Here is a 24,958-nt window from a genome sequence, read left to right as displayed (position 1 = left end):
CTGGAAGAAATATGGGACAGAAAATCCACCCAACCGGGTTCCGCCTTGCGGTCACCCGTAACTGGTCCAGCCGTTGGTACGCAAGCGACCGCGATTTCGCGGGCATGCTGGCCGAAGACATCAAGGTTCGCGAATACCTGAAGAAGAAGCTGAAGAACGCTTCGGTGTCGCGCGTCATGATCGAGCGTCCCGCCAAGAACGCGCGCATCACGATCTACTCGGCTCGTCCGGGCGTCGTGATCGGCAAGAAGGGCGAAGACATCGAGAACCTCAAGCGCGAACTGGGCAAGCAGCTCGGCGTGCCGGTTGCGGTCAACATCGAAGAAGTGCGCAAGCCCGAAATCGATGCGCAGCTGATCGCCGACAGCATCACGCAGCAGCTCGAAAAGCGGATCATGTTCCGCCGCGCCATGAAGCGCGCCATGCAGAACGCCATGCGTCTGGGTGCCCTGGGCATCAAGATCATGTCGGCTGGCCGCCTGAACGGCATCGAAATCGCACGTACCGAGTGGTACCGCGAAGGCCGCGTGCCGCTTCACACCCTGCGCGCCGACATCGACTACGGCACCTCGGAAGCCAAGACCACCTACGGCGTCATCGGCGTCAAGGTCTGGGTCTACAAGGGCGACACGCTGGGTCGTAACGACCTGCCGGCCGTCGAAACGCCGCGTCCGGACGAAGAGCGCCGCCCGCGTGGTCCCCGCCGTGATGGTCGCCCTGGCGACCGTCCGGGTGGCGACCGTCGTGGTCCCGGCCCCCGTGCCGGTGCCCGTGGTCCGATCGGTGGCAACACCGCTCCGGCCGATGGCAGCGACAAGCCCGCAGAAGCAACCGGCGGTGCCGGTGCAGACTCGAAACCCGCCGTTAAGCGCGTCCGCAAAGCCGCGCCCGCTGCAGCAGCGGACGGTGCCAAGACCGAGTAATCGGTCGCTCCCGGGCACGCAAGTGCCTGGGGCCCTCACGGAGTAACAAAACATGCTGCAACCTGCACGCAGAAAGTTCCGCAAGGAACAAAAGGGCCGCAACACCGGCATCGCAACCACGGGTAACTCGGTTGCGTTCGGTGACTTCGGTCTCAAATGCACCGACCGCGGTCGCCTCACGGCGCGCCAGATCGAAGCCGCTCGTCGCGCGATCTCGCGTCACGTGAAGCGCGGTGGCCGTATCTGGATCCGCGTGTTCCCGGACAAGCCGATCTCTACCAAGCCCGCTGAAGTGCGGATGGGTAACGGTAAGGGCAACCCCGAGTACTACGTCGCTGAAATCCAGCCTGGCAAGATCGTGTTCGAGATCGTCGGCGTGCCCGAAGAACTCGCCCGCGAAGCGTTCCGCCTGGCCGCCGCCAAGCTTCCGCTGCGCACGACGTTCGTCGCTCGCCAGCTCGGCGCCTGAGAGGAGAACATCCATGGCAACACGTAAGAAGAAAGAAACCGCGGCTTCGGCCAAGGTGACGAAGGCCGCAACCCTGCGCACGAAGGACGTCGCAGGCCTGCAAGCCGAAATCAAGGATCTGCAGAAGGCCCACTTCGGCCTGCGCATGCAGAAGGCCACGCAACAGCTGTCGAACACCACGACGCTGCGAGTGACGCGTCGCGACATCGCTCGCGCCAAGACCATTCTTGCTCAGAAAGAGCAAGAGACCCAAGCCGCCAAGTAAGGAGTGAACATGACGGAAGCTAAAAAATCCCTCAAGCGCACCTTGATCGGCAAGGTGGTAAGCGACAAGCGTGCCAAGACCGTGACCGTGCTGGTCGAGCGCCGTGTGAAGCACGAGCTCTACGGCAAGATCGTGGCCAAGACGAGCAAGTACCACGCCCATGACGAAAAGGGCGAGTACCACCTCGGCGACACCATCGAGATCACGGAAAGCCGTCCGATCTCGAAGACCAAGAACTGGGTCGTGACCCGTCTGGTCGAGAAGGCCGTCCTGGTCTGATCAGGCACTCGGTCGCCCTCGAGGCAACCCATCCGGAAACGGCCCACAATGTGGGCCGTTTTTCTTTTTCAGGAGCAATTCACATGATCAAAGTCGGCGACACCCTTCCTTCGGCCACCCTGCAGGAATATTCCGAAGTGGAGGGCGAGGGCTGCAGCATCGGCCCGAACCCGGTCGACGTGACCAAGGCCACGGCGGGCAAGACCATCGCGCTGTTCGCACTGCCGGGCGCCTTCACGCCCACCTGCTCGGCCAAGCATGTGCCGGGCTACGTGCAGCACTTCGACGACTTCAAGGCCGCCGGCGTGGACGAGATCTGGTGCGTGAGCGTGAACGACGCCTTCGTGATGGGCGCCTGGGCGCGCGACCAGAAGACCGGCGCCAAGGTGCGCATGCTGGCCGACGGCAGCGCGGACTTCGCGAAGGCCACCGGCCTCACGCTCGACCTGACCGGCCGCGGCATGGGCCTGCGCAGCAACCGCTACTCGATGCTCGTGAAGGACGGCAAGGTCGCGACGCTGAACGTCGAAGGCCCGGGCAAGTTCGAAGTGAGCGACGCCGACACGCTGCTCGCACAAGCTCGCGGCTGAAACCGAATCTTTCGGGGGGGCCGCCGCGCACGGCCGCCCGAAGCGGCCGGCCCGCCCCCGGTAGGGGGTTGGCGCAGCGACACGAAGTGCGCGCAGCCTGGGGGCGAGCCTACAACTCTACTTTGAGGTAGTGAGCCCCGGCGACGGGGTTGTGATAGTAGGGCGGCACCTCCGCGAAGCCCAGGTCTTCGTAGAGGGCGCGCGCTGACTCCATGTCGTCGAGGGTGTCGAGCAGCACGCAGGCATAGCCTGCGCTGCGGGCCGCATCGAGGATGGCCTCGGCCAGTTGCCGGCCGAGCCCGAGCCCCCGGAATCCGGGGCGCACATACAGCCGTTTCATTTCCGCCGCGTTCGCGTAGTCCGTGCTGTCGATCGGGCGCAGCGCGCAGCAGCCCGCCACGTGGGCGAGCGTGCCGTCGGCGCGCTTCAGCGTGGGCGCGGCGCGGCCGGCGTCTTCGTTCACATGGGCGGGATCGACCAGCGCCAGCAGCAAGGTGCCGCGCGGCTCGGCGTACTCGCCGGGCAGTCCGGCCAGTTCGCCGTCGAAGTCCTGGAAGTCGAGGTCGATGGCCAGCGAACCCGCGTAGTCGCGGAAGATCGCGCGCACGGCGTCGACCTCATGTGGTTCGTCGGGCGTGAGCAGCACCACGGCCGGCGTGTCCGACAGCGGCAGCGGGCGGGAGACGGAAAAGCCGCTCATACGCGCAACGACGCCACCCAGAACGCCACGCCCGCGCACAGCGCGAACAGCACCAGCGCCAGCGTGCGCGACACCGCATCGTCGCGGCTCGGGGCCACGCCGTTGCCATTGCCGTTCCCGTTGGCGGCCGCACCGGCGACCACCAGCTTGTCGCCCGACAGCATCGGCCCGACCAGCCGGTGCCGCTTGACCAGCACATAGAACAGCACCGCCAGCACATGCAGGCTCACCAGGGCGATGACGATCCACTTGCCCTGCGCCTTGTGCCAGCCCGTCGCCAGGCTCACCATGGCGCCCGACACGAAGCGGGTCAGCGGCCCGGAGGCGGAAATCTCGTCGTCGGCCATCAACCCGGTGGCGACCTGCAGGATCAACAGCGCCAGCACCGCGAACACCGACAGCGCGCCCAGCGGCGTGTGGCCGATCAGGTGGTCGGGGTGCGACTTGCCGCGCAGGTAGGCGATGACCGAGCCCGGCGCATAGATGAAGGCCGCGAAGCGCGACCAGCGCCCGCCCACGACCCCCCAGATCAGCCGGAACAGCAGCAGCGCCAGCACGGTGTAGCCGAGGCGGAAATGCCATTCCATGATGCCGTTCAGGCCCGTCACGATCAGGCCGATCACGGCGAAGGCGAGCGCCCAGTGAAAGAGGCGGGTCGGCAGGTCCCAGACGCGTGTGCGGGCCACCGAGAGGGTGTCGGTCATCGAAAAAGGCGCCGGGGCGCGAGGCTGCGGAAGGCGCAGATTAGCAAAGTCCGGCCCGGTCGTTCCACCGGGTTGTTGCTATGCGCCCGACACGGGCAGCCCCTACACTGCCTGCAGCACCGCGTTCGACGGTGCCCAAAACCCCCACACAAGGACCCACGATGACCCGTTTTGCTTCGTTCGCCCTTGCAGCCGCCTGCGCTGCGATGTCCCTGCCCGCCGCGGCACAGTTCGCCAAGCCCGAAGATGCCATCAAGTACCGCCAGAGCGCGCTGTTCGTGATGGGCCAGCACTTCAGCCGCCTCGGCGCCATGGCCAACGGCCGCGTGCCCTACGACGCTGCCGCCGCTGCCGCCAACGCCGAGATCGTCGCCGACATGGCCAAGCTGCCCTGGGCCGGCTTCGGCGCTGGCACTGAGGGCGGCAAGGCCAAGCCCGAGCTCTGGAAGGAAGCCGCCAAGTTCAAGGAGCACCAGGACAAGGTGATCGCCGAGACCGGCAAGCTGGTGGTTGCCGCCAAGGCCGGCAACATCGACGCCCTCAAGGCCCAGTTCGGCCCGACCGGCGCGAGCTGCAAGGCCTGCCACGACAGCTTCCGCAACCAGTAAGCTGCGGGCTTTCGCAATGAAAAAGGCGCTCCGCAAGGAGCGCCTTTTTCGTTCCAGGGATACCGCGGAACCGGCTTTGCCGGGCCGCTGGTATCGCCCCCGGTAGGGGGGTGGCGAAGCGACACGAAGTGCGCGCAGCCTGGGGGCGAGTCAAGCATCCGCCAGGAGTTTTTCGATCAGCTTGTGCAGCTCGGCAAAGTCGGGCTCGCCCACGTAGCGCTTCACGATCTCGCCCTTCTTGTTGACGATGAAGGTGGTCGGGGTGAGCTTCACGTCGCCCCAGGCCTGCGCCACGCTGCCGGTGTTGTCGATCGCCACCTTGAACGGCAGCTTGCGGGTTTCGGCGAAGTTGACGACGTAGCTCGGCGGGTCGTAGCTCATGGCCACCGCCAGCGTGTCGTAGCCCTTGGCCTTGTACTTGTCGTAGGTCGAGATCACCTTGGGCATCTCGGCCACGCAGGTCACGCAGCTGGTGGCCCAGAAGTTGACCAGCGTGACCTTGCCCTTCAGGTCGGCCGTGCTCTTGGTGGTGCCGTCGAGCAGCACGAAGGTCGAGGCCGGGGCGGTGGTGCTGCCCGAACCGAGGTACACGCCCACGCCGGCGGCCAGGGCGATCACGACGGCGGCGGCAGCGATGTATTTTTTCATGGGCACATGAAGGAGAGAGGCGGCGCGATTTTAGTTCCGCGTGCCGGAACGCGTCGGCGCACGCGCTTCATTCCCCGAAGGCCGCTCGATAATCGTCCTCCGATGCCCTCGCTTCCTTTCCCCTCCTGGCCCGTGCTGGCCCTGGCCGCCGCGCTGGGCGCCTGCAGCCCCACCTTCAACTGGCGCGAAGTGCCGACCGCCGACGCCGGCCTGGTCGCGCTGCTGCCCTGCAAGGCCGACCGCGCCCAGCGCGCGGTGCCGCTGGGCGCCGAGTCGGTGCAGGTCGACATGACCGGCTGCGAAGCCGGCGGCGCGACCTTCGCCGTGGCCCATGCCGCCGCGACCAGCCCGGCGCAGGCCGAGGCCTGGCTCACGGCCTGGCGCACGGCCACGCACGGCCAGCTGGGCGTCGCGCAGGTGATCCAGGGGCCGGCCACCTTGCCGCGCGCCACGGCCGTTCCCGCACCGTGGCGGCTCGACGGGCAATCGGCGCAGCAGGGCGTGGCGCCGGTCCAGGTGCTCTGGTTCGCGCAGTCGCAGAAAGACGGCAGCGTGTCGCTCTACCAGGCCACCGTGCTCGGCCGGCCGTCCTCGCCCGAGGCGACCAAGACCTTCTTCGAGGGCCTGCGCCTGCCATGAGCAGGGGCCGGCCGACAGGCCGCGATGCGCGGGTCAGCTATCGTTTTCATAGCTGTTGCCGCGGCGCAAACCGACATCCCGGTCACGCGCCCGCCATGGCCGCTTTCCCCGGCTGCCGCGTTGTGTCCTCGATGTCTCTACTTCCTTTGGGCGCCCCCGCATAATCGACGCGTCGTCCTCCGAGCCGCATGAACAGCATCCTCATCATTGCCCACTCCCCGTTCGCACAGGCGCTGCGGCAGTGCGCGCTGCATGTGTTCCCCGACTGCGAACAGGCCGTCGTGGCCCTCGACGTGCTGCCCAACGTGTCGCCCGAGGAAACGCTGGCCGCCGCGCGCATCACGCTCGCGCAGCAGTTGCATGCCCCGCGCTCGCAGGTGCTGGTGCTGGCCGACGTGTTCGGCGCCACGCCCTGCAACGTGGCGCAGAAGCTGGTGGACGGCGTGCGCTCGCGGCTCGTGGCCGGTGTCAACCTGCCGATGCTGCTGCGCGCCGTCACCTACCGCCACGAACCGCTCGACACCCTGGTGCAGCGGGCCCTCGCGGGCGGCACCGCCGGCGTGATGCAGGTGGCGGTGGCGGCTCCCCAGAACCAGGCGAAAAGAAAGCACAGTGATCAAGAAATCCGTGACCATCAGCAATAAGCTGGGCCTGCACGCACGCGCGTCGGCCAAGCTGACCAAGCTCGCCGGCAGCTTCCCCTGCGAGGTGTGGCTGTCGCGCGGCGACCGCCGCATCAACGCCAAGAGCATCATGGGCGTCATGATGCTGGCCGCCGGCCTCGGCGTGACCGTCGAGCTCGAAACCAACGGCCCGCAGGAAGACGAAGCCATGAACGCCATCGTCCAACTGATGGACGACAAGTTCGGCGAAGGCGAATAAGGACCCGCGCATGACCTTCGCAGTCCACGGTCTCCCTGTCGCCCGTGGCATTGCCATCGGCCGCGCGGTGCTGGTGGTGTCCAGCCGCATCGACGTGGCGCACTACTTCATCAAGCCCGAAGAGATCGAGACCGAGATCGACCGCGTGCGCACCGCGCGCAACGCGGTGGCCGACGAGCTCACCAAGCTGCAGGCCAGCGTGGCGCAGATGGGCCCGAACGACGCGCCGCACGAGCTTGCGGCGCTGCTCGAGGTGCACCAGATGCTGCTGCAGGACGACGTGCTCAGCGGCGGCGTGAAGCACTGGATCAGCGAGCGGCTGTACAACGCCGAATGGGCGCTGACCACGCAGCTCGAGATCATCGCGCGCCAGTTCGACGAGATGGAGGACCCGTACCTGCGCGAGCGCAAGGCCGACCTCGAACAGGTGGTCGAGCGCATGCTGCATCGCATGAAGGGCACGGCCGCCGTGCTCGCGCCGAGCCCGCCGCGGCGCAAGCGCGCCGCCGCCGCGCACGACGACGAAGACGACGACCCCACCGCGGGCGACGGCTTCGACGTGCCGCTGGTGCTCATCGCGCACGACCTCTCGCCGGCCGACATGCTGCAGTTCAAGAAGAGCGTGTTCGCGGGCTTCGTGACCGACGTGGGCGGGCGCACCTCGCACACCGCCATCGTCGCGCGCAGCATGGACATCCCGGCCATCGTCGGCGCGCGCTCCGCGAGCCAGCTGGTGCGCCAGGACGACTGGGTCATCATCGACGGCGAGGCCGGCGTGATGATCGTCGACCCGTCGCCGATCATCCTGGCCGAGTACGGCTTCAAGCAGCGCCAGGGCGACCTCGAGCGGGGGCGGCTCGCGCGGCTGCGCCACAAGCCCGCCGTCACGCTCGACGGCCAGCGCGTCGACCTGCTGGCCAACATCGAGATGCCCGAGGACACGGCCGGCGCCGTCAAGGCCGGTGCCGTGGGCGTGGGCCTCTTTCGCAGCGAATTCCTCTTCATGGGCCGCGAGAACTCGGCGCGCCAGACGCGCCTGCCCGACGAGGAAGAGCAGTACCAGGCCTACAAGCGCGCGGTCGAGGGCATGCAGGGCATGCCCGTCACCATCCGCACCATCGACGTGGGCGCCGACAAGCCGCTGGACGGTAAATCGGGCAGCAAGCAGGAGCACCTGAACCCCGCGCTCGGCCTGCGTGCCATCCGCTGGAGCCTGGCCGATCCGGCGATGTTCCTCACGCAGCTGCGCGCCATCCTGCGTGCGGCGGCGCACGGCGAGATCCACCTGCTCATTCCGATGCTCGCGCACGCCAGCGAGATCCGCCAGACGCTGTCGCTGATCGACTTCGCGCGCGCCGAACTCGACAACCGCGGCGCGGTGTACGGCCCGGTCAAGCTCGGCGCCATGATCGAGATCCCGGCCGCCGCGCTCACGCTCAAGACCTTCCTCAAGCACTTCGACTTCCTGTCGATCGGCACCAACGACCTGATCCAGTACACGCTGGCCATCGACCGCGCCGACGAGGCCGTCGCCCACCTGTACGACCCCGCGCACCCCGCGGTGCTCAAGCTCGTGGCCGACACCATCACCGAGTGCCGCCGCCAGGGCAAGGGCGTGTCGGTGTGCGGCGAGATGGCCGGCGATGTCGCCTTCACGCGCCTGCTGCTGGGCCTGGGCCTGCGCAGCTTCTCCATGCACCCCTCGCGCATCCTCGCCGTGAAGCAGGAAGTGCTGCGCGCCGACACCGGCAAGCTCGAGCCCTGGGCGCAGGGCGTGCTCGACGCGGACGATCCCGCGGCCGCACTCGCGGGCTGAGTCCGCGCTTTCGCATACCTTTGTCTTCGTGATGCACCGTGAAAACGGTGGGTTGCGGGGCGGATGAAACAAACCGAAATACGGCGATACCGAGGTGAAAGGACTCTCGGGGCATCGACGCGCACCATCAGGTCTCCTCTTCCAACCCCTGAAAGAAAGGCCTGCATCATGATCGTCAAGTCGTCTTTTTCCGTCGCCCAGCTCATCGCTGTCGGTTCCTTCGCCATGCTCGCCGCCGCTGGCGCCAAGGCTGAAACCTATCAAGGCGTTCACGCCCCCGTGTCGGCCATGAGCCGCGCCGATGTCAACGCCGAAGCCGTGCGTGCCGCCGCCGCCCCCGACCAGAACGTCGTGCGCGGTTCGCGCGGCCCCGAGACCGTGGCCGTGTCGACCGACCGCGCCCGCGTCATTGCCGAAGCCGTGCGCACCGCCGCCGCCCCCGACCAGAACGTGACCTCCGGCTCGCGCGTGAACAGCAAGGTCATCTCGACGATGCAGAACCCCGTCGACGCGCGTGCCGCCGCCGCGCGCGACAGCGGCAACCGTCTCTGAGCCGACGATGCGGCGCCCCGGGCGGCGCCGCCGTCGCCACGTTCATCACTGAAGCAGCCCCGCGCAGGGGCGCATGAAGGAGCACCCCCATGAAGCACTGGATCAAACGAACCCTGTTCGGATTCGCCGGCCTGGCCGTCGTCGCCGGCAGCATCGCCGGCTGTGCCGGCCATCGCCACGGCTGGGGCGGCGACAGCGCCGAGTTCCGCGCCAAGATGGTCGAACGTGTCGGCAGCAAGCTCGAGCTCGACGCCGCGCAGAAGCAGAAGCTCACCGTGCTGGCCGAGAAGCTGCAGGCGCAGCGCCAGGCCATGCGCGGCGCGGGCGGATCGGGCGATCCGCGCTCGCAGTTCAAGGCCCTGTTCGCGGGCAACACGCTCGACCAGGCCGGCGCCGCACGCCTGATCGAAGAGAAGACCGCCGTGGTGCGCACCGGCAGCCCCGAGGTGATTGCCGCCGCGGCCGATTTCTTCGACCACCTGAACCCCGCCCAGCAACAGAAGGTGCGTGACTTCATGGAGCGCGGCGGCCGCCGCTGGTCGCGCCATGGCTGAAATGGGCTCGCCCCCGGGCTGGGCGCGCTTCGTGTCGCTGCATCGACCCGCTCTGCGGGCGCCGCAGCAGCACGTCGCCTCCGTGGTGTCCCGCGAACCCGAAGCCCCGGCCGTAGACGGCGTGCGCACCGTGCTGCGTTTCGAGGGCGCGGTGGTGCTCGCTGTTGCGCTGGTCGGCTATGCCCAGTTCGGCATGGGCTGGGGCGTGTTCGCGCTCTGGCTGTTCGCGCCCGACCTTTCGCTGCTCGGGTACCTCGCGGGGCCGCGCGTCGGCGCGGCGCTGTACAACGCCGCGCATGCGCTGATCGGACCGGTGCTGCTGCTGGCACTGGGCGTGTTCGCGGCGCAGCCGTGGGCGGTGGCCGGGGGCCTGATCTGGCTGGCCCGCGTCGGGCTCGACCATGCGCTGGGCTTCGGCCTGAAGTACGCGACCGGTTTTGCCTCCACCCACCTCGGCCGCATCGGCCGCGCCGATCCGTGGTGAGTGCCGTGGCCCGTTCGCGTCCCTTGATGCGCCCTGCGCTCGCGCGTACCGTGATGCTGGGCGAGGCGTTCACGCTCGCCGCCGCATCGGCGGTGCATGGCGGCTGGCTCGGGGCCGGCCACGTGCACCCGCAGGCGCGCACCGCCGAGGCCGTGATCGCCACCGTGCTGGTGCTCGCGGCGCTCGAAACCTGGCGCCGCCCCGCGCATGCCCGCACGGCGGCGATCGCCGGACAGGGTTTTGCCCTGCTGGGCACGCTGGTCGGCCTTGGCACCATCGTCGCGGGCATCGGCCCGCGCACGGTGCCCGACGTGGTCTACCACGTGCTTTTGCTCGCCGGCCTCAGCGCCGGCCTGGTCTGGACGGTGCGATGCCGGCCGGATTGATTGCAAGCCTTGCCATTCGCGCTCTCTTTGCCAGGAGGCACAATCCCGCCATGCCGCGCATCCTGCTGATCGACGACGACGAACACCTCGCCGCGCCGCTGACCACCTACTTCGCACGCTTCGGCTGCACGCTCGACAGCGCCAAGCGCCCGAGCGAAGGCATCGCCAAGCTGCGTGCGGGGCACTACGACGCGGCCATCCTCGACGTCATGCTGCCCGAGATGGACGGCTTCGAACTGTGCCGCGAGATCCGCAAGGAAAGCGACATCCCCATCGTGATGCTCACCGCGCGCGGCGAGGTCATGGACCGCGTGGTCGGCCTCGAACTCGGCGCCGACGACTACGTGCCCAAGCCCTTCGAGCCGCGCGAACTGGTGGCGCGCGTGCAGACCATCCTGCGCCGCCAGCGCAGCGCGCCGGCGGCGGCCGCCGCCAACGCCCAACTGCGCGTGTTCGACGGCCTGTCGATCGACCTCGACCGGCGCCAGGTGCTGCGCCACGGCGAGCGCGTGGAGCTCACCGGCACCGAGTTCGACCTGCTCGCGCTGCTGGCCGGCGAGCCCGGCAAGGTGTTCAGCCGCGACGACATCCTCAACCGGCTGCGCGGCCACGAGGCCGAGCTCTTCACGCGCGCGGTCGACATCGTGGTGAGCCGGCTGCGCAAGAAGCTCGAGCCGCTCGACTGCATCAAGACGCTGCGCAACGCCGGCTACGCGCTGGCCGTGGCGCCGGGCGAGCCTTCTTCATGAGATTTCCCCGCAGGCGCGCAGGCGCCGTGCCCGCCGACAACGAAGGCCTGTGCCCCGGCAAGGAGCGCCGTCGGCACTGGCACGCGCGCATGCACGCGCACATGCAGCAGCGCTGGCGCAGTTCGGTGCGCGTGCGGATCGTGATGATGTTCGTGGTGCTCGCGCTCGTGATGGCGGCGGTGTTCGTGGGCGGCATGAAGCGCTCCTTCTCCAGCACCTGGGCCGAGGCCGCGCAGCCGATGCTGATGGACTACGCCGACCGCCTCGTCGCCGAACTCGGCACGCCGCCCGACACGGTGCGCGCGCAGGCGCTGGTCGACCGGCTGCCGATCACCATCCGCATCACCGGGCCCAGCGTGAACTGGGAGTCGAACCCCGGCAACGACATGCACGCGCGCGGCGGCTGGTTCTACGACCGCGACCGCGAGGAGTCGATGTTCTCCACCGAGCGCTGGTTCGTGCGCCCCACGGCCGACGGGCACAAGGTCATCTTCGGCTGGGCGCCCCGGCTGTGGCAGCTCGCGCCGCGCGCGGCGGGCTGGACCACGCTGTGCGTGCTGCTGCTGCTCGTGGTGGTGGCCTACGCGCTGGTGAGCCGGCTGCTGCGTCCGCTCATCGACATCCGCGAGGGCGCGCAGCGCTTCGGCCGCGGCGAGTTCACGCAGCCCATTCCGATCCGCCGCAACGACGACCTGGGCGACCTCGCGCAGCGCGTCAACACCATGGCCAGCGACATCCAGGCCATGCTCGATGCCAAGCGCGGCCTGCTGCTGGCGCTGAGCCACGAGCTGCGCTCGCCGCTCACGCGCGCTCGCCTCAACGCCGAGCTTCTGCCTGCCACGCCCGAAGGCGAGGCCGAGCGCGAGGCGCTGCTGCGCGACCTCAACGAAATGCGCGACCTGATCAGCGACCTGCTCGAAAGCGAACGCCTCGCGAGCCCGCATGCCGCGTTGCAGCGCGAGCCCGTCGACCTAGCGGCGCTGGTGCGCGAGATCGTCGCTGAGATGCCCGGCGCACAGGCGGTGCAACTCGATCTCGCAGACGGTCTTCCGCCGCAGCCCGTCGACCGCATGCGCGTGCGCCTGATGGTGCGCAACCTGCTGGACAACGCGCTGCGCTACAGCGCCGGCGCACCGCAGCCGCCGACCGTGAGCTTGCGCGCGCCGGCCGACGGCGGTGCCGAGCTGGAGGTGCGCGACTTCGGTCCCGGCGTGGACGATGCGCAGCTTGAACGCCTGACCGAGCCCTTCTACCGCACCGACGGCGCGCGGGCGCGCGCCACCGGCGGTGTCGGCCTGGGCATGTACCTGTGCCGGCTCATCGCCGAAGCCCACGGCGGGCGGCTCACGGTGCGCAACGCGCACCCCGGCCTGCAGATCAGCGTGCGCTTCGGCTGAGGCGCGTGGCCGCCAATTCGGCAGGCCAACCACCGCCGAGCGCGTGGTACAGCGCCACGCTGGCCTGCAAGCGCGCCTGCAGCAACTGCGCACGCGCATCCTGCGCGGCGAACAGCGTGCGTTGCGCATCGAGCAGCGTGAGCAGCGTCTCGGCACCCGCGCGGTAGCGCGACTCGGCGAGCGTGCGTGCGCGCTCGGCCTGTGCCAGTTCCTCGTCCTGCGCGGCGCGCTGCGTGTCGAGCGCGGCCACGGCGTCGAGCGCGGTCAGCGCGTCGGTGAAGGCGGCCACGGTGGCGGCGCGGTAGGCCGCGAGCAACTCTTCGCGCCGTGCGGTCGACAGGTCGCGCGCCGCCGCGCGCCGGCCGCCGTCGAAGATCGGTGCAGCGAGCGCTGCCGCGAGGCTGTACACCGGGTGGTCGAACAACGTGCCGAAGCGCGGCCCCGCGGCCGCGAGGCCGGCACTCAGCGTGAGCGTGGGGAACATCGCCGCGCGCGCCGCCGCCACGTCCGCATCGGCCGCGGCCAGTGCGGCCTCGGCGCGTGCGATGTCGGGCCGGCGCGCGAGCAGGTCGGCCGGCAGGCTGGCGTCCACCGCGGGCAGCGCGAGCTGCTGCAGGCTGGTGGCTGTGATCCGCACCTCGCTGCCGGCCTGGCCGAGCCAGCGCGCCATGCGGATGTCCGCTGCGCGCGACTGCTGGTGCAGCGTGGCGGCCGTGCGCCGCTGCGATGCGACGATGCCGCGCTGCTGTGCAAGCTCGAGCGGCGAGGCCGCGCCCGCGCGCGCACGGGCCTCGACCAGCTGCAGCAGCCGCTCGGCATCGTCCAGGCTGCGGCGCGCGATGGCCGCGCGCTCGCGCAGGCCCAGCGCGTCGAGCCAGGCCGCACCCGCGCCCGCGCGCAGCGCGAGGCGCACCGCGTCGCGATCGAAGGCGCTGGCGCGTCGCGAGGCGCCGGCACTGTCGCGCTGTGCACGCAGGCGGCCCCACAGGTCGACCTCGTAGCGCGCGTCGAGCCCGAGCGCGCGCCGGTTGCCGCTCACGTTCGCATCGCCGCCGAGCCGGCCCTGGCGCTGCACATCGGCGGTGGCTGAAAGTTCAGGCCAGGCCGAGGCGCCGGTGATGCGCTCCTGCGCCTCGGCCTGGCGCAGGCGGGCTTCGGCGGCGTCGCCGTCGGGGTTGCCGGCATCGACCGCGGCGACGAAGGCCGGCAGCTCGGTGCTGCCGAAGCCGCCCCACCACGGGTCTGCGACGGGGGCTGCAGTGGCGGGCGCATCGGCCGATGGCGTCGCGCAGCCCGCGAGCAGCAACAGCGCCGCCAGGGCCAGCGCGGCGGGAGAGAAGAAAAGGCGCGTCATGGCAGTCGTCATTCGGAAGACAGGGCCGCGACCGGGTCGAGCGCGGCGGCCTTGCGGGCCGGCATGAAGCCGAACACCAGGCCGGTGAGCACGGCGCAGCCGAAGGCGCCCGCGATGGCCGTGAGGGAAAAGATCACCGGCACGCTCCACACGATGAGCGCGGCGCCCACGAGCAACCCGCCCACCACGCCCGCGACGCCGCCGGTCACGGTGACTAGCACCGCCTCGACGAGGAACTGCCGCAGGATGTCGCGCTGGCGTGCGCCGGTGGCCATGCGGATGCCGATCTCGCGCGTGCGCTCGCGCACGGTCATGAGCATCACGTTCATCACGCCGATGCCCCCGACCACCAGCGACACCGCCGCGATCAGCCCGAGCATCACGGTCATGGTGCGCTGGGTCTGCGCGCGCGCCTTGATCGACTCGGTCTGGTTGAACACCTGCACGTCGCGCACGTGGCGCTGCGCGGCCAGCACTTCGACGATTTCGGCGGCGGTCTCCGAAGCCTTGTCGACGTCGTGCACGGCCACGGCGACCCAGGTCGGGTGGTTGCTGCCGTACAGCCGCGCGGCGGCGGTGGAGAAGGGCACGATCACGCGCTCGTCCTCGCTGGCCTGGCCGCCGCCCGCGCCCTTGGCGGCGAGCACGCCCAGCACGTCGAAGGGCACGTTGTCCAGCAGGATGCGCTGGCCCACCGGGTCGGTGCCGTCGGCGAACAGCGCGGCCTGCACGCGCTCGCCGATCACCGCGACCTTGGCCAGGCTCTGCTCGTCGCTCTCGTCGAAGAAGATGCCGCGCGCGGTCGGCCACTTCAGCGCCTGCTCGAAGTCGGTGGTGGCACCGCCGCCCTCGGTGCGGTGGTCCACGTTGCCGCGCCGCGCCACCACGAAGCCCTCGATGTAGGGCATGGCCACGCGCACGTTGGGCAGGCGGCGGATGGTGTCGACGTCGGCCAGCGTGAGCTTGCCGCCGCGCCCGCGCGCGCTGTCGGGAATGGCGGCCACGTACATCTTGTCGGCGCCGAACAGCGAGATCTGCTTCATCACCGCCTCCTGCGAGCCGGTGCCGACCGCGAGCATCACGATGACCGAGGCCACGCCGATCACGATGCCCAGCAGCGTGAGGCCGGTGCGAAAGCGGTGGATCCACATCACGCGCCAGGCTGCGCGCAGCGCCTCGTGCAGCTCGGAGAGCAGGGCGCGTGGGGTGTCTGCGGCGTCGGCTGTGAGCGAGGGCGAGAGCAGCGGAAGTGGCTCTGGTGGTGCTTCGACGGGTGCACGCCCGCTGTCCGACACGATGCAGCCGTCGCGGATCTCGATCACGCGGCGCGCGCGCTGCGCCACCTCGCGGTCGTGCGTGATGAGGATCACGGTGTGGCCGGCGGCGGCCATCTCGTCGAGCAGCGCCATCACCTCTTCGCCGCTGCGCGAGTCGAGTGCGCCGGTGGGCTCGTCGGCCAGCACGATGCGCCCGCCGTTCATGAGCGCGCGCGCGATCGACACGCGCTGCTGCTGGCCACCCGAGAGCTGGTGCGGCCTGTGGCCCAGCCGATCACCCAGGCCCAGGCGCGTGAGCAGCCCGCGTGCGCGCGAGGCGCGCTCGGCGGGCGCCGCGCCGGCGTAGATGGCGGGCATCTCGACGTTCTCCTGCGCCGACTCGGTGGAGATCAGGTGGTAGCCCTGGAACACGAAGCCGAAGGCCTCGCGCCGCAGCCGCGCGAGCGCGTCGGCGTCCATGCCGGCCACGTCCTGGCCGGCGAACAGGTAGCGCCCGCCGGTCGGGCGGTCGAGGCAGCCCAGCAGATTCATCAGCGTCGACTTGCCCGAGCCCGAACTGCCGACGATGGCGACGAACTCGCCCGCATGCAGCTCCAGCGTGATGCCGCGCAGCACCTCGACGGCCGGCGCGCCGTCGTGGCCGCCGTAGGACTTGCGCAGGTCGTGCAGTGCGATCAGCGGGGTCGTCTTCGTCTCGGCCGCACTCACAGCTGGAACTTCCGCGTGCCGCCGCCGGCCGCGCGCTCGCCGGTGATGAGGCGTTCGCCCTCGGCCAGGCCTTCGAGCACTTCGCCCGAGAGCCGGTCGCGCACGCCGATGCGCACCTCGCGCGGCGCGGGCTGGCCGTCGGGCCCGAGCACGCGCGCGGTGAAGCGCCCGGCCTGGCCCTTTACGGCCGTGAGCGCGGGCAGCGGCGCCACCACCACGTTGCGCGCCGAGGCGGCGACGAAGCTCACCTGCGCGGTCATCTGCGGCATGAGCTCGCCGTCGGCGTTGTCCACGTCGAACGGCACCGTGTAAAGCACGACCTTGCTGGCGGCCGGGGCCTGCGGCGCGTCGCCGCCGCTCTTGCCTGCGGCCACGGGCGGCGAGGGCAGCACCTGGCGCACGGTGCCTTCCCAGCGGCGGCGGTCGGCGCCGAGCGTGGTGAAGTACACGGCCATGTCGCGCTTCACGCGGCGCACGTCGGCTTCCGAGACCTCGGTCCACACCGTCATGCTCGACAGGTCGGCCACGCGCAGGATGTCGGGCGTCTGGTAGGTGGCGTTGAGCGTCTGGCCCTCGCGCGCCTGCACCGAGACCACGCTGCCGGCCATCGGCGCGTAGATGCGCGTGTAGCCCAGGCGCGCCTCGTCGGCCTTGAGCGTGGCCTGGGTCTGGGCGATCTGGGCCTCGAGGTGCGCGATCTTCGCGGCGGCCGAGGCCAGCGTGGCTTCGGCGGTCTGCACGTCTTCGGCGCGCGTGGCGCCCTCGGCGGCCATCTGCTGCTGGCGTGCGAACTGCTGGCGCGCCAGGCGGTGCTGCGCGTGCTGGTCGGCCAATTGCGCGCGCAGGCCCGCGAGCGAGGCGCGGCCGGCGTCCACCGTGGCCTGCTGCACGCTGGGGTCGATCTCCACCATCAGCTGGCCCTTCTTCACCGCGTCGCCGGGCTGCACGTGCAGCCGCAGGATCTGGCCCGACACCTGCGCGCCCACGTCCACATAACGGCGCGGCTGCAGCGTGCCGATGGCGGTCACGCTGCTTTCGATGTCGCCGCGGCGCAGCACGGCGGTGTCCCAGCCGGGGTCGCGCGGACTCGCCCAAACGTAGGCCACCGCGACGGCGGCCAGGGCCAGCGCCGCGAAGGCGGCGATGCGCAGGCGTGTGCCGGCGCGCGAACGGGAAGCGGGCGCCGTCACCGGGCGTCCCTGCAGAAGAAAGCGAGGGTCATGCTGCTAAGACGTGCGAGGCGCGGAAACGGGTAGCCCGCGCGGTGCCTCATGCGGAATGAGACGTTTCGGGGGACAGGACAAACTTTACAAATCTATAATGAGAATAACTCTCAATTGCGTCGCTGCCCGCGATGCCCCTTCACACCATGTCCCATCCGGAAGTCCGGCAGCTGTACGTCGACCACCAGGGCTGGCTGCGCAGCTGGTTGCTGGGCCGCCTGCGCTGCGGCTTCACCGCGGCCGATCTCACGCACGACACCTTTCTCAACCTCATCGAGTTGCCGCAGCAGCCGGTGCTGCGCCAGCCGCGCGCCTTCCTGCAGGTGGTGGCCAGCCGGTTGATGATCAACCGCTTTCGCCGCATGCAGGTCGAGGCCGAGGTGCTGCGCACCGTCGCGCTGATGGCCGAGGACGCCTGCGCGCCGAGCGCCGAGGACAAGGCCTGCGCACGCGAGCTGCTGGGCCAGGTGCTCGCGCTCCTGGCGACCGAGCTCGACGTGAAGAGCCGCACCGCCTTCCTGATGGCGCGCGTCGAAGGGCGCTCGTACCGCGAGATCGCGGCCGAACTGGGCGTGTCCGAGACGCGCGTGAAGCAGTACCTCGCGAAGGTGCTGGCGCATTGCCATGGCCGCCTGGCCGCGGCCGTGCCCGAAGCGGAAAGCGCCGACGCCCCGGCCCATGCCTGACGCGGCCGCCGAGCGCCTGCGCGAGGAGGCGGCCCTGTGGGCCGTGACCCTCGCCGACGACAGCGTGGACGACGCCACGCGCGCCGCCTGCGCCGCGTGGTGCGCGCTCGACGAACGCCATGCGCGGCTCCTGGCCGAGATGCGCCGCATGTGGGAGGCGGTGACGCCCGACACGCCTGCGCCGCAACCTGCGAGGCGCGGCCTGTCGCGCCAGGCATTGGGCGCGCTCGTGCTGCTGCCCTGCCTGCTCGTGGCGGGCGCCGCGATGCCGTGGCAGGCCTGGCTGGCGGATGAGCGCACCGGCACCGGCGAGGTCCGCCACCTCACGCTCGAGGACGGCAGCCGCGTCGCGCTGAACAGCGACTCGGCCATCGACATCGATTTCTCCGGCAGCGTGCGCCGGGTGCAGCTGCTGCGCGGCGAGGTCTTCGTCGAGGTCGCGCACGGCGACAAGCCTTTTGCCGTGGTCGACCGCGACGGCAGCGCGCAGGCGCTGGGCACGCGCTACGCCGTGCGGCGCGAGGCGAGCGACACGCTCGTCACCGTCACCGAATCGCGCGTGCGCGTGCAGCCGCTGGACGGCGGCGACGACCGCTGGGTCGACGTGCAGGCGGGGCAGCAGGTGCGCTTCGATCGCCGCGGCGTCACCACCGACACCGTGCCCGCCGCGCCCGGCGGCCTGGCCTGGCCGCAGGGCCGGCTGGTGTTCGACGACGCGCCGGTGGCCGAGGTGCTGCGCCAGCTCGGCCGGCACCGGCCCGGGCTGCTGCTGGCCGACGACGAGGCCCTGGGTGCGCTGCGCTTCACCGGCGTGCTGCCGATCCAGCAGAGCGACGCCGCGCTCGCGCTGCTCGCCAGCGCACTGCCGAACTTGCGCGTGTCGACGCTGTCGCCGTGGCTGGTGCGGGTGACCACGACGGCGCCGCCGTGACCGGCCGACCGCACTTTTTTCCGCGCGCGCCGCTACCCGATTCCCGTGCCCGCTTGTCATAGGTGGTGAAAAGAGATTCACCACACCATGACAGGACCTGCAGCAGACCCGACCGAGACCGCGCACGCCCGCGTGCGGCGCTGGCATCGCCTGCGCCGCGCCTTCGCACTCGCGAGCCTGGTGCTGCTCGCCGTGCCGGCCGCCGCGCAAACGCCGCCTGCCGATGCGGCCTTCGAGTGGCACCAGCCCGCGCAGCCGCTGAGCAGCGCACTGACCGCGCTCGCCGTGCGCACGGGGCTGCTGCTCGGCGTCGATGCCGAGGTCGTGCGCGGCAAGCGCGCGCCCGCGCTGCAGGGCCGCTACACGGCGCGCGAGGCGCTGCTGCAGCTGCTCGAAGGCAGCGGCCTCGAAGCGGTGCGCGGTGCTTCGGGCGGCTACGCACTGCGCGTCGCGGCGCAGCGCCCACCGGGTCCGAAGCCGCAGGCCGAAGCGCCCGCAGCGGGCGGTGCGCTCAGCGAGGTCACGGTCACCGGCGGGCGCGACACCGGCACCGTCACCGAAGGCACGGGCTCCTACACCACCGACGGCGCGATCGGCACCGCGACGCGGCTCGAGCTCAGCTTGCGCGAGACGCCGCAGTCGGTCAGCGTGCTCACACGCGACCGCATCGACGACCAGGGCCTGGGCCAGATCAGCGACGTGCTGCGCCAGGCGCCCGGCCTGAGCTTCGTGCAAAGCGGCAACGCCGGCACCGACGCCAACGCCGTCTACTCGCGCGGCTTCGAGGTCGAGAACTACCAGGTCGACGGCATCCCGCAGGCCGGCACCTGGTTGCTGCAGACGGGTGACCTGGCGTTCTACGACCGCGTCGAGGTGGTGCGTGGCGCCACGGGTCTGCTCAACGGCGTGGGCACGCCGGCGGCCACCGTCAACCTCGTGCGCAAGCGCCCCGGCAACGCGCTGCAGGCCAGCGCCTCGTTCAGCGCGGGCACCTGGAACCGGCAGCGCGCCGAGCTCGACATCGGCGGGCCCGTCACCGCCGACGGCCGCGTGCGCGCGCGCGTGGTCGCGGCCGTGCAGGACGGCAACTCGTGGATCGAGCGGCACCACGAAAAGAAGCGCCTGTTCTACGGCATCGTCGAAGCCGACCTCGCGCGCAGCACGCGCCTGAGTGCCGGCTTCGAACTGCAGCGGCACGATAACGACGGCGTGGCGCGCGCCGGCCTGCCTCTGTACTTCAGTGACGGCAGCGAGGCCACCTACGGCCGCTCGCGCAGCGCCGCCGCGCGCTGGGCCCACTCGTACCAGGACCAGCGCCAGTACTTCGCCGCGCTCGACCACCGCTTCGACAACGGCTGGGCCGTGCACGCCGCCTTCAACCGCTCGCGCCGCGCCTACGACGACGTCATCGGCTACGCGCTGCGCGGCTACATGAACCGCGCCACGGGTGCGGGGCTCGGCCTATGGACGAACCGCTGGAACGCGGTGCCGGTGCAGAACGCATTCGACCTGTACGCCAGCGGCCCCTTCGAACTCCTCGGCCGGCGCCACGAGCTGGTGCTGGGCTACAACGCCTCGCGCACGCACAGCGACGCGCCGCTGTACGCGGGCTGGAACGTGGCGGGCTTCGATCCGTGGATCGCGAACTTCAACACCTGGACCGGCGACCTGCCGGCCCAGCCGCAGCAGCCCGTGACCGGCCGCCAGGAAACGGCCACGCGCCAGTCGGGCGCCTATGCCACGGTGCGGCTGCGGCCGACCGACGCGCTCTCGGTGATCGTCGGCGCACGCGCGAGCGACTGGAAGGACGTGACGCGCACCTTCCCCCTGCAGCGCGCCGCCACCCTCACCACGCGCAGCGAGAAGGGCGTCGTCACGCCGTACGCGGGCGTGGTGGTCGACCTCGACAAGCACTGGTCGGCCTACGCCAGCTACACCAGCATCTTCAAGCCGCAGGCCAGCAAGGACCGCAGCGGCACCTACCTCGACCCGCTCGAGGGCCACGCCTACGAAGCCGGCGTGAAGGGCGCCTTCCACAACGACCGACTCAACCTCAGCGCCGCCGTGTTCCAGGTGAAGCAGGACAACCTCGCCGTGCGCCTGGACAACGAGTTCGCGCCCGACGGCTCGGCCGCGTACCGCGCCGCCAAGGGCACGACCACGCGCGGCTACGAATTCGAAGTGGCCGGCGAGCTGCTGCCCGGCTGGCAGGTCGGCGGCGGCTTTGCGCACAGCGTGGCCCGCGACGCGGCCGGCCAGCGCCTGAACACGCAGGTGCCGAAGAACCTGCTGAAGCTCTTCACCAGCTACCGCATCGCCGGCATCGGCAACGGCCTCACGGTGGGCGGCGGCCTGAACTGGCAGAGCGACACCTACAGCACGGGCCTGGGTCCCTCGGGCCATGCGCGCTTCACGCAGCAGGCCTACACCACGCTCGACCTCATGGCGCGCTACCCGATCAACAAGCACCTTGCCGTGTCGGTGGCGCTGAACAACGTCTTCGACACGCGCTACCGCACCAGCACCAGCAGCAGCTTCTACGGCGCCCCGCGCCACCTGCTCGTGACCTTGCGCGGCACCTACTGACGCACCGCGTTTTTTCTCCGCAGCCAGGTCGCTGCCGGCCCCTTCGCGGCCGGGTGCGTCGCTAGCCATCTCCTGCCAACGGGCGTTGCCGACCTCTCGGGTCGGGCCGCCCCCTTTCTTCATGCCATGAACCAGCATTCGTTTTCACGCGCCCGCTTCCGGCGGTCTCCCGTGGCCCTTGTCGCCCTGCTTTGCTGCGGCGTCGTCAGCGCGCAGCAGCAGCAACAGCCCGCCGCCAGTGGCGCGGCGCTGTCCGAGGTCACCGTCTCGGGCGACCGCAGCGGCCGCACCGAGGGCAGCCGCTCCTACACCGCCGAGCAGGCCTCCACCGCGACGCGCATGGACCTGTCGATCCGCGAGACGCCGCAGTCGGTGACCGTGATCACGCGCGAGCGCATGGACGACCTGGGCAGCGCCCGCATCGACGACGTGCTGGGCCAGACCACCGGCATCATGGTCGGGCAGGCCGACAGCGAGCGCGTGAACTACTCGGCGCGCGGCTTCTCGATCAACAACTTCCAGATCGACGGCATGCCGCGCGGCCCGAATTCGCCGCTGTCCGACACCGTGCTGTACGACCGCATCGAGGTCATCCGCGGCGCCACCGGCCTCATGGGCGGCACGGGCGACCCGTCGGCCACCATCAACTCGGTGCGCAAGCGCCCCACGCGCGAGTTCCAGGGCAGCGCCTCGCTCAGCTACGGGCGCTGGAACCACAAGCGCGCCGAGGTCGACCTGTCGGTGCCGCTCACGGCCGACGGCCGCATCCGCGCGCGCACCGCGCTGGCCTGGCAGGACCGCGACTCGTACATGGACCTGTACCACGAGCGCAAGACCGTGGGCATGGTGATCGTCGAGGCCGACCTCACGCGCTCCACGCTGCTCACCGCCGGCATCGACTTCCAGGACAACAAGCCCTCGGGCGCGACCTGGGGCGCCATTCCGTACTGGAACCACGACGGCACGCTCGCCAACCTGCCGCGCAACACCAGCCTGAGCGCGCCGTGGAGCACCTGGGCCAACAAGCAGCACACGGCCTTCGTCTCGCTGCAGCACCGCTTCGACAACGACTGGAAGGTGCACCTGGGCTATGCGCGCACCACCAGCACCAACAACACCACCGTGGCCAACGGCGGCGCGGGCTACCCCAACCGCTTCACCGGCCAGGGCATGAAGCTGTGGAGCGGCGTGTGGGGCGAGGGCGAGTACGTCAACGACAACTTCGACCTGTACGCCACCGGCCCCTTCAGCCTGTTCGGGCGGCGCCACACCTTCATCGCCGGATGGAACGGCGGCAACCAGACCTACACCTCGCAGGGCGGCGCGCCGGTGATCCCGTACCCCGAGGCCATTCCCGACTACCGCACGTGGACCGGCAACATCCCGCGCCCGATCTTCCTGGCCGACGGCTCGAAGACCGTGGGCTTCACGCAGCTCAACGGCGGCTACGTGGCGGGCCGCTTCAGCCTCACCGACCCGCTGAGCGTGATCGTCGGCGCGCGCGTGAGCAACTACCGCAGATACACGCACGCCTACAACACGGCGTTGCAGTACACGCGCACCACGGGCAAGTCGGAAGCGAAGGACGAGGTCACGCCGTATGTCGGCCTGGTCTACGACCTAGACAAGCGCCACTCGCTGTATGCCAGCTACACCACGCTGTTCAACCCGCAAAGCTCGAAGGACCGCAACGACCAGTACCTCGCGCCCGAGACCGGCACCAGCGCCGAGCTGGGGGTGAAGGGCGAGTACTTCGGCGGTGCGCTCAATGCGTCGGCGGCCGTGTTCCAGGTCAAGAAGAAGAACCTCGCCGAGCTCGACCGCAGCGTGCCCGCCGGCTTCCGGCTGCCCGACGGCGGCCAGGCCTACGTGGCCAGCGGCGACGGCGTAACGGCGCGCGGCCTCGAGTTCGACGTGTCGGGCCAGATCACGCCCGATTGGAACGTGGCCGCCGGCTACACGTACCTCGATGCCAAGACCGCCAAGGGCGCGCGTGCCGTGCCCAACCAGCCCAGGCACCTGCTGCGCCTGTCGACCGCCTACCGCTTCAGTGGCGCCTGGCGCGGCCTGAAGGTCGGCGGCGACATGACGGCGCAAAGCGGCATCTACGGCGAGTCGTGGTATGGGCAGCCGCCGCTGTTCAGCATGAAGGACCCGCTGCCGCGCATCTCGCAGAAGGCGTACGCGGTCTTCAGCCTCATGGCCAGCTACGAGATCAACAAGAACGTCACGGCGCAGCTGAACATCCGCAACGTCTTCGACAAGAAGTACTACCGCAACGTGGGCTTCTACGACAGCGTGTTCTGGGGCGAGCCGCGCAACGTGAGCCTGACCCTGCGCGCCAAGTTCTGAACAAGCCGTCTTCCATTCCGTCTCAACCATGCCATCACTACCTGGAGCATCGACCATGAAGAAACCCCTGTTCTCCCTTGCCACCCTCGCGGCGGTCGCGTTCGTCTTCTCGGGCGCCGCGCACGCCCACTTCGTCTGGCTCGAACCCGCCGCAGGCGGCGAGGCCAAGGCCTACTTCGGCGAATGGGTCGACGACCTGCGCGAGACCGAGGCGGGCCACCTGAAGCTGGTCAGCGCGCCGCGCGGCATCGCCGCCGACGGAAAGCAGACGCCCGCCACGCGCCATGCCGATCACTTCGTGGTCAAGGCCGACGCCAGCGGCGACGCGCGCCTCGTGGGTGCCTACGTCAGCGACAAGGGCGTGGCGAGCCTGTACCAGGCGCGCACCGGCCGCACCGAAACCGTCGCGCGCCACACGCTCGAGCTCGTGCCGCAGGCCGCCAACAGCAACAGCTTCACGCTGCTGCTCGCCGGCAAGCCGCTGCCCAAGGCCGAGGTGGTCGTGTTCGGCCCGCCCAAGTGGGAGAAGAAGTTCACCACCGACGACGCCGGCCAGGTCACGCTGCAGACGCCCTGGCCCGGCCAGTACGTGGTCGAGGTGAACCACACCGACAAGGACGGCAAGGGCACCTGGGACGGCAAGCCCTACACGCAGACGCGCCACGTCGCCACGCTGAGCTTCGTCGTCCGGTGAGGGCGGGGCTTCCGGCGCGGGGGTGCTGCCCATGAGCACCTTCGCGCTGGTGTGCGCCCTGTTCGCGTCCGCGCTCGGCGGCTTCGTCACGCTGAGCCTGGCGATGGACCGGCATTACGAAGACGCCCACGGGCGCGGCCGCACGCCGGGCCCGTCGCGGCCCTGGCAGCAGCTGGGCGGTGCGGCGCTGCTTCTCCTCTCGCTGGTCGCAGCACTCCGGCTGCGCGGGCCGGCCATGGGCTGGGTGCTGTGGCTGGGCGCCCTCACGGCCGCCGCGCTCGTGGTGGTCGGCCTCGTGAGCTACCGGCCCGGCTGGGCGCGGCGCGTCGGCGCCGTGGCCTCCGTGCTGGGCGTCGCCACGGCGGCGGCGTACGGGCTGCTCCTGCTTCCATAGCAGGGCATCCGGAGGGGCAGGGCGGGCTGTCGCCTGCGCTACGCGCGGGGTCTTGGCCCGCGACTACGATGCGGCTGCGTCGCCGATGCCCGGCACATTCACCCATCA

Annotated in this window: 28 protein-coding genes; 22 read left to right on the top strand and 6 right to left on the bottom strand. The window is 70.4% G+C overall.

Features of this window, described 5'->3' with window-relative positions; genetic code table 11:
• Window positions 1-11: 11 nt before the first annotated feature.
• The 5 genes from rpsC to AC07OX_RS28550 all read left to right on the top strand — a co-directional run bounded on the left by rpsC (window position 12) and on the right by AC07OX_RS28550 (window position 2,526).
• Window positions 12-923 carry a 30S ribosomal protein S3 gene (rpsC, locus tag AC07OX_RS28570; protein WP_062478877.1) on the top strand — a complete coding sequence of 304 codons (912 nt, stop codon included), beginning with the start codon at window positions 12-14 and terminating at the stop codon, window positions 921-923.
• 52 nt (window positions 924-975) lie between these two features.
• Window positions 976-1,392, top strand: a complete 417-nt coding sequence (gene rplP / locus AC07OX_RS28565) for a 50S ribosomal protein L16 (RefSeq protein ID WP_007838137.1) — start codon at window positions 976-978, stop codon at window positions 1,390-1,392.
• Between the two features lie 55 nt (window positions 1,393-1,447).
• Window positions 1,448-1,657, top strand: coding sequence for a 50S ribosomal protein L29 (gene rpmC, locus AC07OX_RS28560; RefSeq protein ID WP_056577224.1), 210 nt, complete (start codon window positions 1,448-1,450; stop codon window positions 1,655-1,657).
• 9 nt (window positions 1,658-1,666) lie between these two features.
• On the top strand, window positions 1,667-1,936 hold the full coding sequence (gene rpsQ, locus AC07OX_RS28555) for a 30S ribosomal protein S17 (RefSeq protein ID WP_062478880.1): 270 nt from the start codon (window positions 1,667-1,669) through the stop codon (window positions 1,934-1,936).
• Window positions 1,937-2,019: 83 nt separating this feature from the next.
• Window positions 2,020-2,526 carry a peroxiredoxin gene (locus AC07OX_RS28550; protein ID WP_070061892.1) on the top strand — a complete coding sequence of 169 codons (507 nt, stop codon included), beginning with the start codon at window positions 2,020-2,022 and terminating at the stop codon, window positions 2,524-2,526.
• Window positions 2,527-2,635: 109 nt separating this feature from the next.
• On the opposite strand, the gene AC07OX_RS28545 is transcribed toward AC07OX_RS28550, so the two are convergent.
• On the bottom strand, window positions 2,636-3,226 hold the full coding sequence (locus AC07OX_RS28545) for a GNAT family N-acetyltransferase (protein ID WP_307588261.1): 591 nt from the start codon (window positions 3,224-3,226) through the stop codon (window positions 2,636-2,638).
• Window positions 3,223-3,930 carry a cytochrome b/b6 domain-containing protein gene (locus tag AC07OX_RS28540; protein ID WP_307588259.1) on the bottom strand — a complete coding sequence of 236 codons (708 nt, stop codon included), beginning with the start codon at window positions 3,928-3,930 and terminating at the stop codon, window positions 3,223-3,225. The genes AC07OX_RS28545 and AC07OX_RS28540 overlap by 4 nt, the downstream gene beginning before the upstream one ends.
• Before the next feature lie 161 nt (window positions 3,931-4,091).
• Here AC07OX_RS28540 and AC07OX_RS28535 point away from each other — a divergent pair, with 161 nt between their 5' ends.
• Window positions 4,092-4,538: a c-type cytochrome gene (locus AC07OX_RS28535; RefSeq protein ID WP_307588257.1), complete on the top strand. Its 447-nt coding sequence runs from the start codon at window positions 4,092-4,094 to the stop codon at window positions 4,536-4,538.
• 150 nt (window positions 4,539-4,688) lie between these two features.
• On the opposite strand, the gene AC07OX_RS28530 is transcribed toward AC07OX_RS28535, so the two are convergent.
• On the bottom strand, window positions 4,689-5,186 hold the full coding sequence (locus AC07OX_RS28530) for a TlpA disulfide reductase family protein (RefSeq protein ID WP_495262859.1): 498 nt from the start codon (window positions 5,184-5,186) through the stop codon (window positions 4,689-4,691).
• 102 nt (window positions 5,187-5,288) lie between these two features.
• On the opposite strand from AC07OX_RS28530, the gene AC07OX_RS28525 reads away from it, so the two are divergent.
• From AC07OX_RS28525 to AC07OX_RS28480, 10 genes are all read left to right on the top strand, one after another.
• Window positions 5,289-5,825, top strand: a complete 537-nt coding sequence (locus AC07OX_RS28525) for a hypothetical protein (protein ID WP_495262860.1) — start codon at window positions 5,289-5,291, stop codon at window positions 5,823-5,825.
• 188 nt (window positions 5,826-6,013) lie between these two features.
• Window positions 6,014-6,469: a PTS sugar transporter subunit IIA gene (locus AC07OX_RS28520; RefSeq protein WP_062478898.1), complete on the top strand. Its 456-nt coding sequence runs from the start codon at window positions 6,014-6,016 to the stop codon at window positions 6,467-6,469.
• Window positions 6,438-6,707, top strand: coding sequence for an HPr family phosphocarrier protein (locus tag AC07OX_RS28515; RefSeq protein ID WP_062478901.1), 270 nt, complete (start codon window positions 6,438-6,440; stop codon window positions 6,705-6,707). The genes AC07OX_RS28520 and AC07OX_RS28515 overlap by 32 nt, the downstream gene beginning before the upstream one ends.
• 10 nt (window positions 6,708-6,717) lie before the next feature.
• Entirely contained in the window at window positions 6,718-8,523 is a 1,806-nt protein-coding gene (gene ptsP / locus AC07OX_RS28510) for a phosphoenolpyruvate--protein phosphotransferase (protein WP_139700413.1), read from the top strand.
• A gap of 168 nt (window positions 8,524-8,691) precedes the next feature.
• Window positions 8,692-9,075, top strand: a complete 384-nt coding sequence (locus AC07OX_RS28505) for a DUF4148 domain-containing protein (protein ID WP_495262861.1) — start codon at window positions 8,692-8,694, stop codon at window positions 9,073-9,075.
• A gap of 89 nt (window positions 9,076-9,164) precedes the next feature.
• Window positions 9,165-9,629, top strand: a complete 465-nt coding sequence (locus AC07OX_RS28500) for a Spy/CpxP family protein refolding chaperone (protein WP_095950136.1) — start codon at window positions 9,165-9,167, stop codon at window positions 9,627-9,629.
• Window positions 9,622-10,113, top strand: a complete 492-nt coding sequence (locus tag AC07OX_RS28495) for a DUF4260 domain-containing protein (protein ID WP_495262862.1) — start codon at window positions 9,622-9,624, stop codon at window positions 10,111-10,113. Before AC07OX_RS28500 ends, AC07OX_RS28495 begins: the two co-directional genes overlap by 8 nt.
• Window positions 10,114-10,139: 26 nt before the next feature.
• The gene (locus AC07OX_RS28490; protein ID WP_495262863.1) at window positions 10,140-10,499 is read left to right on the top strand and encodes a hypothetical protein; all 360 of its coding nucleotides are present in this window, start codon (window positions 10,140-10,142) and stop codon (window positions 10,497-10,499) included.
• 50 nt (window positions 10,500-10,549) lie between these two features.
• Window positions 10,550-11,248: a response regulator transcription factor gene (locus tag AC07OX_RS28485; RefSeq protein WP_062478915.1), complete on the top strand. Its 699-nt coding sequence runs from the start codon at window positions 10,550-10,552 to the stop codon at window positions 11,246-11,248.
• Entirely contained in the window at window positions 11,245-12,645 is a 1,401-nt protein-coding gene (locus AC07OX_RS28480) for a sensor histidine kinase (RefSeq protein ID WP_495262864.1), read from the top strand. The genes AC07OX_RS28485 and AC07OX_RS28480 overlap by 4 nt, the downstream gene beginning before the upstream one ends.
• Here the strand turns inward: AC07OX_RS28480 and AC07OX_RS28475 are convergent.
• The 3 genes from AC07OX_RS28475 to AC07OX_RS28465 are packed head-to-tail and all read right to left on the bottom strand — an operon-like array spanning window position 12,626 to window position 17,174.
• Window positions 12,626-13,999, bottom strand: a complete 1,374-nt coding sequence (locus AC07OX_RS28475; RefSeq protein WP_495262865.1) for an efflux transporter outer membrane subunit — start codon at window positions 13,997-13,999, stop codon at window positions 12,626-12,628. The genes AC07OX_RS28480 and AC07OX_RS28475 overlap by 20 nt on opposite strands.
• Before the next feature lie 8 nt (window positions 14,000-14,007).
• Window positions 14,008-15,984: a MacB family efflux pump subunit gene (locus AC07OX_RS28470; protein WP_495262866.1), complete on the bottom strand. Its 1,977-nt coding sequence runs from the start codon at window positions 15,982-15,984 to the stop codon at window positions 14,008-14,010.
• Window positions 15,981-17,174, bottom strand: a complete 1,194-nt coding sequence (locus tag AC07OX_RS28465) for an efflux RND transporter periplasmic adaptor subunit (RefSeq protein WP_495262867.1) — start codon at window positions 17,172-17,174, stop codon at window positions 15,981-15,983. Before AC07OX_RS28465 ends, AC07OX_RS28470 begins: the two co-directional genes overlap by 4 nt.
• 179 nt (window positions 17,175-17,353) lie before the next feature.
• Between AC07OX_RS28465 and AC07OX_RS28460 the strand changes: the two genes are divergently transcribed.
• From AC07OX_RS28460 to AC07OX_RS28435, 6 genes are all read left to right on the top strand, one after another.
• Window positions 17,354-17,893 carry a sigma-70 family RNA polymerase sigma factor gene (locus tag AC07OX_RS28460; protein ID WP_493196148.1) on the top strand — a complete coding sequence of 180 codons (540 nt, stop codon included), beginning with the start codon at window positions 17,354-17,356 and terminating at the stop codon, window positions 17,891-17,893.
• Window positions 17,886-18,824, top strand: a complete 939-nt coding sequence (locus AC07OX_RS28455; RefSeq protein WP_495262868.1) for a FecR family protein — start codon at window positions 17,886-17,888, stop codon at window positions 18,822-18,824. The genes AC07OX_RS28460 and AC07OX_RS28455 overlap by 8 nt, the downstream gene beginning before the upstream one ends.
• 87 nt (window positions 18,825-18,911) lie before the next feature.
• Entirely contained in the window at window positions 18,912-21,410 is a 2,499-nt protein-coding gene (locus AC07OX_RS28450; RefSeq protein WP_495262869.1) for a TonB-dependent siderophore receptor, read from the top strand.
• A gap of 171 nt (window positions 21,411-21,581) precedes the next feature.
• Window positions 21,582-23,762, top strand: a complete 2,181-nt coding sequence (locus AC07OX_RS28445) for a TonB-dependent siderophore receptor (RefSeq protein ID WP_495262870.1) — start codon at window positions 21,582-21,584, stop codon at window positions 23,760-23,762.
• Between the two features lie 55 nt (window positions 23,763-23,817).
• Entirely contained in the window at window positions 23,818-24,456 is a 639-nt protein-coding gene (locus AC07OX_RS28440; protein ID WP_495262871.1) for a DUF4198 domain-containing protein, read from the top strand.
• A gap of 31 nt (window positions 24,457-24,487) precedes the next feature.
• Complete coding sequence (locus AC07OX_RS28435) at window positions 24,488-24,850, top strand: DUF3325 domain-containing protein (RefSeq protein ID WP_143599174.1); 363 nt, start codon at window positions 24,488-24,490, stop codon at window positions 24,848-24,850.
• The last annotated feature ends 108 nt before the right edge of the window (window positions 24,851-24,958 follow it).

The organism is Variovorax sp. GW821-FHT09D07 (assembly GCF_059416345.1).
Note: the sequence above shows the minus strand (reverse complement) of the source record. Positions and strands in the feature narration are given on the sequence as shown.